This is a genomic window from Promicromonospora sp. NPDC019610, from assembly GCF_044389365.1.
Taxonomy (GTDB): Bacteria; Actinomycetota; Actinomycetes; order Actinomycetales; family Cellulomonadaceae; genus Promicromonospora.
Map to the genome: position 1 here is coordinate 863,937 of NZ_JBIRXX010000002.1, position 12,976 is coordinate 876,912.

Annotated in this window: 7 protein-coding genes; all 7 read right to left on the reverse strand. The window is 74.3% G+C overall.

The features are described 5' to 3' along the window. Nucleotides 1-5 precede the first annotated feature (5 nt). The 7 genes from ACH45N_RS15540 to ACH45N_RS15570 all read right to left on the reverse strand — a co-directional run bounded on the left by ACH45N_RS15540 (nt 6) and on the right by ACH45N_RS15570 (nt 12,871). Nucleotides 6-1,865 carry an ABC transporter ATP-binding protein gene (locus ACH45N_RS15540; protein WP_397395362.1) on the reverse strand — a complete coding sequence of 620 codons (1,860 nt, stop codon included), beginning with the start codon at nt 1,863-1,865 and terminating at the stop codon, nt 6-8. Then, nucleotides 1,862-3,757 (reverse strand): ABC transporter ATP-binding protein, encoded by a 1,896-nt coding sequence (locus ACH45N_RS15545; RefSeq protein WP_397395364.1) that lies wholly within the window; start codon nt 3,755-3,757, stop codon nt 1,862-1,864. Before ACH45N_RS15545 ends, ACH45N_RS15540 begins: the two co-directional genes overlap by 4 nt. Nucleotides 3,758-3,863: 106 nt before the next feature. Then, a complete protein-coding gene (gene ddaH, locus ACH45N_RS15550; protein WP_397395366.1) occupies nt 3,864-4,631 on the reverse strand; it encodes a dimethylargininase in 768 nt (255 codons plus the stop codon). Between the two features lie 9 nt (nt 4,632-4,640). Further along, entirely contained in the window at nt 4,641-7,292 is a 2,652-nt protein-coding gene (locus ACH45N_RS15555) for a GNAT family N-acetyltransferase (protein ID WP_397395368.1), read from the reverse strand. 22 nt (nt 7,293-7,314) lie between these two features. Then, nucleotides 7,315-9,840: a GNAT family N-acetyltransferase gene (locus tag ACH45N_RS15560; RefSeq protein WP_397395370.1), complete on the reverse strand. Its 2,526-nt coding sequence runs from the start codon at nt 9,838-9,840 to the stop codon at nt 7,315-7,317. Beyond that, nucleotides 9,837-11,282, reverse strand: coding sequence for a lysine N(6)-hydroxylase/L-ornithine N(5)-oxygenase family protein (locus ACH45N_RS15565; RefSeq protein ID WP_397395372.1), 1,446 nt, complete (start codon nt 11,280-11,282; stop codon nt 9,837-9,839). Before ACH45N_RS15565 ends, ACH45N_RS15560 begins: the two co-directional genes overlap by 4 nt. Further along, a complete protein-coding gene (locus ACH45N_RS15570) occupies nt 11,279-12,871 on the reverse strand; it encodes a pyridoxal phosphate-dependent decarboxylase family protein (protein WP_397395374.1) in 1,593 nt (530 codons plus the stop codon). Before ACH45N_RS15570 ends, ACH45N_RS15565 begins: the two co-directional genes overlap by 4 nt. Nucleotides 12,872-12,976: the final 105 nt, after the last annotated feature.

The window sequence follows — 12,976 nt, forward strand, 5'->3', positions numbered from 1 at the left end:
CCAGCTCAGACCAGCGAGTCCTGCCACGCCTCGTACAGCCGCGCGTACCGGCCGTCACCGGCGATCAGCTCGGCGGGCGTGCCGTCCTCGACCACCCGGCCGTGCTCCATGACGAGCACCCGGTCGGCGATCGCCACGGTGGACAGCCGGTGGGCGATGATGATCGCCGTCCGATCGGCCAGCAGGGTCTGCAGGCCCCGCTGCACGAGCCGCTCGCCCGGCATGTCGAGCGAGGACGTCGCCTCGTCGAGCACGAGCACCGCCGGGTCCGCGAGGAACGCCCGGGCGAACGACAGGAGCTGCCGCTGCCCGGCGGAGACCCGGCCGCCGCGCTTGTTCACGTCGGTGTCGTACCCATCGGGCATCTCCATGACGAACTCGTGCGCGCCCACCGCGCGGGCCGCCGCCTCGATCTCGGCCTGGCTCGCCCCGGGCCGGCCGAGCGCGATGTTCTCCCGCACGGACCCGCTGAACAGGTACGCCTCCTGCGTGACCATGACGACGGCACGCCGCAGGTCGGTGGACGCCAGGTCGCGCACGTCGATGCCGTCCAGCCGCACCGCGCCCGTGGACGCGTCGTAGAACCGCGTCACCAGCTTCGCCACCGTCGACTTCCCGGCCCCGGTGGTGCCGACCACGGCCACGGTCTGGCCGGCCGGGATCGTGAGGTCCAGGTCGGGCAGCACCACGGGTCCGTCGCCGTACTGGAACCGCACGTGGTCCAGCCGCAGCTCGCCGCGCGCCCGCTCGCCCACGGCCGCGAGCGGCGTCGGGTGCGTGGGCTCGACGACGGTGGGCTCCTCGGCGAGCAGGCCCGAGACCTTCTCCAGCGCCGCCGTGGCGGACTGGAAGGAGTTGTAGAACATGCCGAGCTGCTGCACGGGCTGGAAGAACCGCTTGCAGTAGAGCAGCACGGCCGCGAGCACGCCGACCTCCATCGCGCCGTCCAGCACGCGCCAGCCGCCGACGGCGAGCGCCGCCACGACCGTCAGGTTGCCGATGAGGATCAGGCCCGGCTGGAACCGGCCGTTGACGCCGAAGATCTGCAGGTTGGCGTCGCGGTAGTCCTCGCCGAGCTTGCCGTAGTCCGCCTCGGTGGTGGGCTCGCGGCGGAAGGCCTGCACGGCGCGCATGCCGGTCATCGTCTCGACGAACTTGACGATGAGCCGGGCGGACGCCGTCCGCTGCTCCCGGTAGTAGCGCTGCGACATCCGCTGGAACCAGCGGGTGAGCAGCCAGGCCGGGACGAACGCGACGGCGAGCACCAGGCCGGAGCGCCAGTCGATGAGCAGCAGGCTGACGAAGGTGAAGACCATCAGCAGCAGCGAGGAGACGACGCCGGTCAGGCCGCCGTCGAGCAGCTCGCGCAGCGCCTCCAGGTCGGAGGTCTGCCGGGAGATGATGCGGCCCGAGGTGTACGACTCGTGGAACTCCAGGGAGAGCCGCTGCGTCTGGCGGAACACGCGACGGCGCAGGTCGAGCAGCACGGCCTGGGCGATGCGGGCCGCGGCCCGCACGTAGGCGCCGGCGGCGACGCCGCCGAGCACGGCCGCGGCGAGGTACCCGGCGCCCGTCAGGACCAGGGGCGTGACCGAGCCGTCCTGCAGCGCGGGCACCGCCTTGTCGATGGCCACGGCGACGAGCCACGGCCCGGCGACCTGGCCGAGCGTGGACGCGACCACGAGCACGGCGGCCCAGGCCAGGGCCCGCTTGTGGGGGCGCAGCAGGTCGCCGAGCAGCTGCATGGAGCGGCGCCGGACGGCGTGCGACGCCTCCGTGCCGAGGCGTGTCTCGTCGTCCGCGGCGGCGTCGGTGGGCCGACGGCGGCCCGCTGCCTCCGGGGTGGTCTCCGTGGTCGCGGTCATGACAGCGCCTCCTGGCTCTCGGGCTCGTGCGCCTCGTAGTCCTCCTCGAGGCTCGAGATGATGTACCGGTAGTGCGGGTCGGTGGCCAGCAGGTCGTGGTGCGTGCCGACGGCGGTGATGCGCCCGCCCTGCAGCACGGCGACCCGGTCGGCCAGGGCCACGGTCGAGGGGCGGTGCGCGATGACCAGGCTGGTCGTGTCCCGCAGCACGTCCCGCAGGCGGGCGGTGACGGCCTCCTCGGTGGTGACGTCCAGGGCGGACAGCGGGTCGTCGAGCACGAGCACGCGCGGCCGGGCGGCGATGGCGCGGGCCAGGGCGAGGCGCTGCCGCTGCCCGCCGGACAGCGACATACCCTCCTCGCCGATGCGGGTGCCGACGCCGTCGGGCAGGTCCAGCACGAACTGGGCCTGGGCGACGTCGAGGGCCTGTGTCAGGAGGGCCTCGCGCTCGGCCTCCGGCACGTCGTCGGACACGCCGAGCAGCACGTTGTCCCGGACGGAGGCGGAGAACAGGGTCGGGTCCTCGAAGGCGACGGCGACGCGCTCGCGCACCTGGGCGCGGGTCATGTCGCGCACGTCGACGCCGTCCACCTCGACCACGCCCGCGGTGACGTCGAAGAGCCGGGGCGGGAGCATCGCGAGGGTGGACTTGCCGGATCCGGTGAGGCCGACCAGCGCGGTGGTGGTGCCGGGCGGCAGCTCCAGGTCGACCTGGTCGAGCACGGGGCGCTCGGCGTCGTCGTACCGGAAGGTGACGTTGCGGAAGGCGACGTGCCCGCCCCCGCCGCCCGCGCCGGGTCCAACGCTGACGGGCGGCAGGTCCGCGGGCCGCGGCGGGTCCGTGAGCGGGTTGACGGTCTCGATCACCTCGAAGAACCGGTCGACGGCGGTGCGTGCGTTCAGCGTCATCGACAGCGTCATACCGAGGTCGACGACCGGGCCGTTGATCACCGCGGTGGTGGTGAAGAACGCGACCAGGGCGCCGAGCGTCATGTCGCCCTGGGCCACCAGGTAGACGCCGACCACGAGCGCGACGCCCTGTGTGACCTCGGGGATCACGCGCAGCGCGGTGGTCAGGCCGGCGTCGGTGGTGGCCTTGCGGATCTCGGTCTCGCGCAGCTCGGACGCCTGGTCGGTGAAAGAGTCCAGGGCGTCGGGGCCGCGGCCGAACGCCTTGAGCACGCGGATGCCGTGCACGGACTCCTCGACGGTGGTGGCGAGGTCGCCTGACTGGTCCTGCGAGAGCCGGGAGATCTTCCGGTACTTGCGCGAGAACCGGAACGCCAGGATGGTCACCGGGATCGCGCCGCACAGGAAGATGATGCCCAGCCAGCCGCCCGTGGCCACGAGCAGGCCGACGCCGACGACGATGGTCACGAAGCTGACCACGAGCTGCAGGATGCCGAACACGAGCCAGCGGCGCAGCAGGCCGAGGTCGCCCATGATGCGGCTGAGCAGCTGTCCGCCGGGCCAGCGGTCGTGGAACGCGACCGGGAGGTCCTGCAGGTGCTTGAACAGGGCCATGCGCATCACGGCCTCGACGCGCGTGCCGGGGAACATGACGAGCGTGCGGCGCAGCAGGATCAGGCCGGCCTCGCCCACGCCGAGCACGGCCACGAGCACGACGGACCAGATCAGGCCTGTCCAGTCGTGCTCGCGCGCGCCCGCCGTGAGCGGGCCGTCGGTGACCCACTGCAGCACGCGCGGGATGGCGAGCGCCATGAGGCTGGCGCCCAGGGAGGCGAGCAGGCCGCCGATCAGCCGCGGCAGCGCGGGGCGGACGTAGGGGTACAGGCGGCGGATCGAGGCGAAGGTGCTGCGCTCGTCGCCGGGCGGAGTGCTGGGGTCAGAAGAAGGATCGGATCGATTCGAGCGTTCGTCTGTGGGAGGCATCACAGCCATTATCCCGCCGGGCGCAAGTTGTTAGTTTCGGTAAGCACCTTCTTTCCTGTGACCTGCACCACAGGCGAACGGGCCCGGAAACCGGGTCACGTGCCGGTCAGCGCACCCGCACGGAGAGGCAGGTGACGCAGCCCTCGAGCTTCTCGAACTCGGTGACCGGCGTGGTGAGCACCGTGAGCCCGCGCCCCCGCAGGAGCTCCGCGGTGGCCGGCGCGGACTCCGACAGCAGCACGGTGGTCTCGTCCAGCACGACGACGGCGGTGCCCTCGGCCTCGGGGACGGCCAGGAACGAGTCGAACACGCCCGGGTCGTCGACGAGCGGCTCGTACCCGATCACCGTGCCGTCCGGCAGGGCGGTCACGGCCGACTTGAGGTGCAGCGCGCGGGTCACGGGCACCTCGACGACACGCCAGCCACGCGGTTCGAGCAGCGCCCGCAGCTGCGCGGCGCCCTCGGCGTCGGTCCGGGTCGTGCGCCCCACGTAGACGGTGCGGCCGACCTTGAGGATGTCGCCGCCCTCCAGGGTGCCGGGCGCGGCGATCTCGGCGACCTCGCGGCCCGTCGTACCGGCCACCGGCCGCATCGACTCGACCTCGCCCCGCCGGGAGAGGGCCCCGGGGCGCGTCAGCACGACGAGGCCGTCGAACACGACGACCGTGTCCTCCACGAACACGCCGTCGGGGTGGGCGGCGGCCGCGGGCAGCTCCCGCACCGCCCAGCCCAGGTCGCGGAACACGTCCACGTAGCGCGCCCACTGCCGGGCGGCCAGGCCCACGTCGACGGGGACGCGTTCGAGGTGCGTCAGCTCGCCATCGGCCAGGGCGGGCGACGGCGGGCGGACGAGCAGGGTGCGTGCGGTGACCATGGCGCGACGCTACCGCGTCAGGTACGCCATCCGCGCCGTCTTCGGCCCGTGCGGCGACTCGAACGAGACCACCTCGCCCGCGGTGAACCCCATCGCCAGCATCCTGCGCAGGGCCTTCTCGTTGTGCGCATCCGGTTCCCCGACCACGCGGCGGGTGCCCGCCCCGGCGAAGAGGAAGCCGCGCACCGCGGGCCCGAGCACCGACCAGGGGTCCGCGGGCGCCCCGTGCCGGGCGACCGGGCCGCGGCTGCCCAGGAAGAAGTGCAGCCCCAGGTCGCCCTCCCGCACGTCGTACGCGGTGCCGATCGGGTCGTGCTCCGGGTGGTAGGCCTGCACGAGCACCACGGGCTCGCCGTCCCACCGCACGAGGTATGCGTGGTGGGTCTCCAGGGAGTCCACGAACGCGTACGTGTCGCGCACCTCGTCGCGCGTGTGCTCCCCCATCCCCCAGAACGCCGCGCGCGGCTGGGTGAACCACCCGTGCAGCAGGTCGGCATCGGCGTCCGGGTCCAGCACGTGCACGGTGACGACGCCGTCCGCGCCGAAGTCGCGACGCCACACCTCCGCGCCGCGGGGCCCGTTCAGCAGCCGCAGGCTGGTGTCCACCGGGCGCAGCCGGTCCCAGTCGGTGACGACGGCGGCGGTGCGGGCGTCGGCCCACGTGGCGTGCTGGTCGTCGAAGTGCGGGCTGCCGGGGTGCCCGTCGGCGCCGAAGGGCACGCCCCACCGGCTGTTCGCACGGTCCGACAGGTCCCAGACGTACCGCGCCACCGACGCCCGGTACGCGGTGGGCGACACCCCGGGCGCGCCGCCCGTGCAGCGCACCGTCTCGTTGTTGCCCGAGACCGGCGCGGGCGTCACTCCGGGAGGAGGGCCCGGCACAGCGGGCGCGACCAGGTCCGGCACCGGCAGCAGCGGAGCAGGGACGTGCAGGTCGCCCCAGGTCTGGTCCGTGAGTGCCGCCTCGGCCAGCGCCCCGCTCGCCTCCACGTCGGCGTCGATCCGCAGCCGCCGCCCGCCCGGGCCCTCGACGACGAGCCAGTCCGCCGCGAGGATCCGCCCGAGACCGGCCCCGACCGCCGTCGGGACGTCGAAGACGCCGCCGAGCACCGGCATCAGCGCCGGGTCCTGCCCGTGCGGCTCGTGCAGCGCTGCGAACACCGGATGTGCGGCGAGCCGGCGGGCCAGGGCGTCGCGCCAGCGCATGTACAGGGCCGCGTCGGTGGAGGCGGCGTCCACGTGGGCGCCGTCGGCCACCCAGGAACGCAGGCGGACGGCGGCCGCGGACGTGTCGTGCGCCAGGTGCTCGACGAGCCCGGCGGCGCCGAGGTCGCGGGTGTCGCCGTGGATGCGGGCCTGCGTGGCGGGCGACTCCGGGCCGGTGGCCGCGGCGAGGAGCTGGCGGATGCGCTCGGCGCGGTACGGCGGGTAGGACCAGCCGAGGTCGTGCGCCTCCCGTCCCGGCCGCAGGTCGCGCGGGCCGGTGCCCGGGCGGCCGTCGCGCGCGGCGGGCCGCTGCGTCACGGGCCGCTCGTTCGCGTCGACGGCGATCTCGGTCACCCGGGCGGGCGCCGGGAGGTCCACGTAGCCGTCCGCCGGTTTTGCGGTCGGCAGCGCCCGCTCCGGCGCACCCTGAGGCACCGCCGGGACCTTGCCCGCCGTCAGGCTCAGCACCTCGCCGGTGCTGTCGGCGGTGAGCACGCGGTTGACGGGGTCGACCCACCCGCCGAACGCGTCGGCGACGTCCCGGGCGGTGCGGGCGTGCAGCAGCGCGCGCCACGCGCCCACGCCGACGTCGGACAGCTCGCGGGCCGGCCAGTGCAGGCGCCAGCTCTCGGCCCCGCGGCTGTCCACGCCGTCGGACACGACCTCGACGTGGTGCGCCAGGGCGTTGGTGATGCCCCAGGCCACGGACGACGCCGGGCGCCCGCCCGGCCCCGCCGCGCCGTCCACCGCGTGCCCGAAGTGCGGCACGCCGGGCACGCCCGGGAAGGCGAGGCCGACGACGTCGTAGGGCGCGGCCGGATCGGTGCACGCGAGCCTGACCTGCTGGTACGGGCCGGGCAGCTCCAGCGTGCGGTGCGGGTCGCCCGCGACCAGCGGGCTGCCCGACTCCGTGAACCGGCCGTGCACCGCCCACGCGTTGGACCCGGAGCCGCCGTCGGCGACGAACAGGCCCAGCACCCGGTCCAGCGGCACGCCCGGGAGGTGCAGGTGCCGGGCCACGTGCGCCCGCCACAGGACGCCCGGGAACCCGTTGAACAGGACGTGGCTCGCCAGGAACACGCCGATCGGCGTCCACGGCGCCCAGGGCCGGAACGGCACCCCCGCCAGCTCCGGCACGTCCCGGCCGCCCGCCAGCAGCCCGGCGCTGACGCCGTCCGCGTACGCGGCCAGCCACGCGCGCTCGGGCCCGGCCAGGGCGTCGTGGATCGCGCGGGCCGTGGCGGCCAGCCGCTCCCTCGCGGCGAACCGGTCCCACGCCTCCCCCGCCGCGCCGGCGAGCTCGCCGTACCGCTCCTCGGCGCGCATCCGGTCGGCCTCGACCTGCAGCCCGCGGTCCTGGGCGGTCACCCAGCCCTGGCCGTAGGCCAGCGCCGTCTCGGTCGCGGCCCGCACGTGCGGGATGCCGAGGTCGTCACGAAACAGGTCGAAGTCCACGTTCTCTATCATCTCTCCGGGTTCATCTCTCTCTGCGCACCGGGTTCGCGAGCGAACCCGCGTAGATCAGCGACGCGGACTGGTTGGTCAGGTCCACCATCTGCAGCGTGTTGCGCAGCTGGAGCCGGTTGAGGCACGAGTGCGCGAACCGCGCGGACCGCAGGTCGATCCCCGTCCGGGCCCGCACGTCGGGGTGCTCGTCCGCGTGCCGGTCGATCGTCTCGGCGACCAGGGCCCAGAACCGGTCCTCGGCCAGCACACCGTCCTCGGCGAGGATGCCCGCCAGGTGCCGCAGCACGCCGTCGAACACGTCGGTGAAGATCGCGAGCGCCTTCTCGTCGTCGTCCACGGCTGCACGGATGCGCTCGACACCGCCCGGCAGGGGCCCGTGACCCAGCAGGGCGACCTCCTCGCCGATGTCCTTCATGATCGCGCGCTGCACCACGCCGTCGCGCAGCACCAGGATGAGGTTCTCGCCGTGCGGCATGAACGCGAGGTCGTAGGTCAGCAGGCAGTGCACCAGGGGGTAGAGGTAGGCGTCGAGGTAGGCGCGCAGCCACTGCTCGGGCGCGACACCCGACTCGCGGACCAGGCCCGTGGCGAACGACGCCCCGCCCGCGTCGCGGTGCAGCAGGCTCGCCATGGTCACGAGGCGCTCGCCGTCCGCCAGCCGGGGCACGGGCGACTCGCGCCACAGGGCGGCGAGCATCTTGCGGTGCGGGTTGGGCTGCGGAGTGCGGTGGTAGACGTCGCCCGTGTAGCCGACCGAGGCGAGCTCGCGCAGCACGCCGAACCCGGCGCGGCGCAGGGTTGCGTCGCCGCCGACCAGGTCGGCGACCCAGTCGTTGATCGCCGGGGTGGCGCGCATGTAGGCCGGGGACAGCCCGCGCAGGAACCCCATGTTCTGGATCGCGAGCGCCACCTTGACGTAGTGCCGCTCGGGGCGCGTGCGGTTGAACATGGTGCGGATCGACTGCTGGGCCTGGTACTCGTCCGAGCCGGGGCCGAGCGGCACGAGGTCGCCGCGCGCGACGTCGGCCGCGAACGTGACGGCCACGCGGTGCTCCCACTGCCAGGGGTGCACGGGCAGGTAGAGGTAGTCGGCGGGGTCGTGGCCGCGGGCGGCGAGGCGGTCGGCGAAGGCGGCGCGCTCGGCGTCGGACAGCTCGCCGGGGGTGCCGGGGGCGCCGTAGTGCCCGGCCTCGGTCTGGTCGGCCGCGAGCGCGAGGTGGGTGTGCTCGCGGCGGGCGGCGAGCCACAGCATGCGCAGGCGCTCGCCGCGCTCCGGGGCGTAGGCGCGGTAGTCGCGCAGGGAGAAGCCGATGCGGCCGTTGTTGGCGAGGAAGCTCGGGTGCCCCTCGGACATCGCGGCCTCGACCTGCTGGAACGCCTCGGCGGTGGCGTGCGCGCCGGACGCCGTCCGGGCGGCCTCCAGCAGGCCGGCCACCGAGGGCGTGGTGCCGTCGAGCTCGCGCTCCCGCTTCGCGGCCGCGCTGGCCAGGGTCGCGGACAGCTCCTCGAGGTAGGTCGCCAGCAGGGCGTCGGGTACCTGGAGGAGCGGCTGCAGCTCCGCGATCAGCTCCAGCGCGTCCACGGGCAGGACGACGGCGCCCCGCACACCGGCGTCGGCCGTGCGGCGGATGGACGCCGGGTCGATGACCCAGTGCTCCAGGGCGTAGCGGCGGGCGGTGAACCGGTAGGTGACGCCGTCGAGGTCGAGGCGGTAGGCGCCGGCTGCCGTGCTCTCGTTCGAGGTGCCGTCGCTCTCCGGCGCGAAGAGCCGCTCGTGGGCCAGCTCCGCCAGGGCCTTGGCGGCCAGGTGCCGGTGGGCGTGCTCCATGAGCGGCGCCGTGAGGTGCGTCGCGATCATGGGGTCGGGCCGGTGGGTCGCGGGCTGGCGGCGCGAGCCGTCCCCGCCGCCGTCCGCCGCGAACCCGCCGCCCAGCGCGGACGCGGCGAAGTCGGCGCGCGTCGCGACGCTCAGGGCGGCGCGCTTGGCGTGCACGCCGCGGCCGAGGTCCACCTCGCGCAGCACACGGAACCCGGCGGCCGCGTTCTTGGCGGCGATCTTCCGGTTGCCGACGTCGGGCTCGACGACGACGCGGAGGGCGCCGCGGCCCGCCCCGGAGTCCGTGTCGGTGCCGGATCCCGACAGGCAGAACCGCATCACCGCCGTCATCACGGCGTCGGTCAGCCCGTGCCGCGGCGTCGCGGGCGGGGCGACCAGCAGGTGCATGCCGAGGTCGCCGGGCTGCGTGTCGTGGACGCCGTCGAGCGGCACGCGCGGGTCGTACGTCTCCGTGAGGAACACCGGCTCGCCGTCGAGGCGGCCGAGCCACGCGTCCTCGCCGGGGCGGCCCTGGATGCCGGCCAGGTACTCGCGGACGTCGTCGACGTGCAGCTCGCTCATCTGCCAGAACGACGACGCCGGGTGCGCCAGCCAGCGCTGCACCAGCTCGGCGTCGCGCACGGGGTCGACGGGTTCGAGCGTCACCTCGCCGAGGCGGGTCGGGGTCGCGAACGTGTGGACCGTCGTCGGGGCGCTCACCGGGCGGCCTCCATCTCGTTGTCGGTCGGGCGGGGTTCGGCCGGGCGGGGTTCGGCCTGCGGTCGCACGGCCCCGCCGTCGGGCAGGCCGAACTGCTGGAAGGCGATGCGGCGCTCGATGGGGTACGGCTCGCGGCCCGTGACGTTCGCGAGGATCACGGAGTTGCGCCAGGCGCCGAAGCCGAGGTCGGGCGCGGTGACGCCGTGGGTGTGCTCCTCGCCGTTGACCACGTGGATGCGCCTGTCGTCGTCCACGGTGTAGTCGCGGGCCACGGCGTAGCGGCCGTGCGCGTCGAGGTTGACCAGGCCGGGCGCCAGGAAGGCCGGCACCGAGGCGGCGTAGCCCGTCGCGGCGACGATCGCGCGGGTGCGGTGCTCCGCCGTCGTGCCGAGCTGGGCGTGGCGCAGGGTGAGCACGTACTCGCCGCCACCGTCGGGGCCGCCGGCGCCCGGGCCCGCAGGGTCGAACCGCGCCGCGACCACTTCCGTGTCGGACAGCAGCGTGGTCGGCACCTCGGCCCCGAGCGCGGACTTGCGGTACAGGGTGTCGTAGATGTCGTCGATCAGGTCGCCGCTGATGCCCTTGTAGAGGTTGCGCTGCTCGCGCCCGAGCACGTCGCGCTGCTCGATCGGCAGCGAGACGTAGTGGTCGGTGTACTCGGGCGACGTCATCTCGAGCGTCAGCTTCGTGTACTCCATCGGGAAGAACCGCGGGGAGCGGGTCACCCAGTCCACGCGGTGCTCCCCCGGCCCGGTGCCGCAGCCCTCCAGCAGGTCGCGGTACACCTCGGCCGCGGACTGCCCGCTGCCCACCACCGTGACCGAGCCCGCTGCGCGCAGGTCGTCCCGGCGCGGGAGGTACTCGCTGGTGTGCACCACGGGACCGGCCGTGCCGCCGGGACCGGCCTCCAGGGCAGCAAGGAAGGCGGGCAGCCGCGGCTGGGTGCCGGTGCCCAGCACGAGGTGCTTGGCACAGTATTTTTCGACACCGTGGGCGGTCTCCGCGGTCACCTCGAACAGGTAGGCGCCGTCGTCACCGGCGCCCGCCGGGTCCGACACCCGGACGACGCCCGTGACGCGCCGCCCCCAGCGCAGCGTCGGGAGCTGCCCGGCCACCCAGCGGCAGTACTGGTCGTACTCGGCGCGCAGCGGGTAGAACGACTCGCGGATGTAGAACGGGTACAGCCGCCCCGTCGCCTTGAGCCACGCGAGGAACGAGTAGGGCGACGTCGGGTCGGCCATCGTCACCAGGTCGGCCAGGAACGGGACCTGCAGCGTGGTGCCCTCGATGAGCATGCCCGCGTGCCAGGAGAAGCCGTCGCGCTGGTCCAGGAAGACGGCGTCGACGTCGTCCAGGGGCTGCGCGAGCGCCGCGAGGCCGAGGCCGAACGGGCCGATGCCGATGCCGAGCAGGTCGTGGACCTTGGCGTGATCCGTACTCATCGGGCCTCCCCCTCGCCCCGCGCCAGCCGCGGGTGCACGTCCCGGCACGGCGGCTCGTCCGTGTCCGCGAGCGCCTCTCCCGCGAGCAGCCCGTGGGCGGCGGAGCGGACGAGCTCCAGGACGCCGCGGATGTCGGCGAGCGTGGCGTCGGGGTTGAGCAGGGTGAGCTTGAGGCAGGGGCGGCCGTCGATCACCGTCTTGGCGACCAGGGCGCGGCCGGAGTCGAACAGCACGCGCCGCACCTGGGGCACGAGTGCGTCGGCACGCTCGGGGTCGAGGCCGTCGGGCTCGTAGCGGAACAGGACGGTGGACAGGTCGGTGCCCCCGACGAGGCGGAGGTCGGCGTCTCCGGCGAGGTCCTGGTGCACGGCGGCGGCCAGGTCGCAGACGGCGTCGACGAGCGCGCCGACGCCGTCCGCCCCGAGGGCGCGCAGCGTGACCCAGAGCTTGAGCGCGTCGAAGCGGCGTGTGGTCTGCAGGGACTTGTCGACCTGATTCAGCTCCGCGTTCTCAGCGGGGTTGAGGTAGTCCGCGTGCCATGTGACGGGGGCGAGGTCGGGCCGCTCGCGCACGATCAGGGCGCTGGAGGAGACGGGCTGGAAGAACGACTTGTGGAAGTCGACGGTGACGCTGCGGGCCCGCTCGATGCCGTCGAGCAGGTGCCGGCGTGTGGGGCTGACCAGCAGGCCGCAGCCGTAGGCGGCGTCGACGTGGAGCCAGGTGCCGACGGCGTCGCACAGGTCGGCGATCGGGACCAGCGGGTCGATGCGGCCGCGGTCGGTGGTGCCGGCGGTCGCGACGACGGCGACCACCGTGTCGCCCGTGCGCTCGATGTCGACGAGGGTCTGGCCGAGGGCGTCCGGGCTCATCCGGCCCTCGGCGTCGGTGCCGACCTCGACCACGGCGTCGCGCGGCAGGCCCAGCAGCAGCGCGGACTTGGCGACGCTGAAGTGGCTCGCTCCCGTGGCGAGGATCCGCATGGACTCCAGGCGGACGCCGTCGCGGCGTGCGCGCTCACGCGCCAGGAACAGGGCCTGGAAGTTGGACTGGGTGCCGCCGGAGGTGAAGATGCCGTCCGCGCCGCCGGGGCGGCCGCCGTCGGGCAGGTCGCCGTCGAGCGCGAAGCCGATGCGGCCCGCCGTCCACTCGACCAGGCGCCGTTCCATGAGGGTGGCGACCGTGGACTGGTCGTAGGTGTCGACCGAGGTGTTGATCGCGGCGAGCATCGTCTCCGCGCCGACGGCGGGCAGCGCGACCGGGCAGTTCAGGTGGGCGGCGTAGGTGGGTTCGTGGAACCAGATCGCATGCTGCGCGTACAGGTCCGCGGCCTCGCGCAGCGCCTCCCGGGTGCCCGACGGCGGGCCGTCCAGGTCGACGGCGTCCACCAGGCCCTGCAGCTCCGAGCGGCTGGCGCCCGAGAACGGCTGGGTCACGGAGGTGAGCCGGGCGGCGATGTCGTCGGAGACCGCGCGGACGGTGTCCGCATAGGTGCTCGCGGTGGCCCCGCGCAGGAGCGCGGTCGTGTCGTGGCGCGGACCCGAGGGTGCGGTGGGCACTGGCTGCGTCACTGCGGGCAGGTGTGAGGGCATGCGGAAGGCTCCTCGTGCAGGCGAAAGGAACGCCGCCCGGACCGGACGGCGTGGTGCAACTTAGGTTTGCCTGACCTAACTTAATCCTTCGGGCACCCGCGTCAA

What these genes read in the sequence shown, in the direction of transcription:
- ACH45N_RS15565 (WP_397395372.1), bottom strand. Translation starts at nt 11,282, where the DNA reads ATGAGTACGGATCACGCCAAGGTCCACGACCTGCTCGGCATCGGCATC.
- ddaH (WP_397395366.1), bottom strand. Translation starts at nt 4,631, where the DNA reads ATGGTCACCGCACGCACCCTGCTCGTCCGCCCGCCGTCGCCCGCCCTG.
- ACH45N_RS15545 (WP_397395364.1), bottom strand. Translation starts at nt 3,757, where the DNA reads ATGCCTCCCACAGACGAACGCTCGAATCGATCCGATCCTTCTTCTGAC.
- ACH45N_RS15540 (WP_397395362.1), bottom strand. Translation starts at nt 1,865, where the DNA reads ATGACCGCGACCACGGAGACCACCCCGGAGGCAGCGGGCCGCCGTCGG.
- ACH45N_RS15570 (WP_397395374.1), bottom strand. Translation starts at nt 12,871, where the DNA reads ATGCCCTCACACCTGCCCGCAGTGACGCAGCCAGTGCCCACCGCACCC.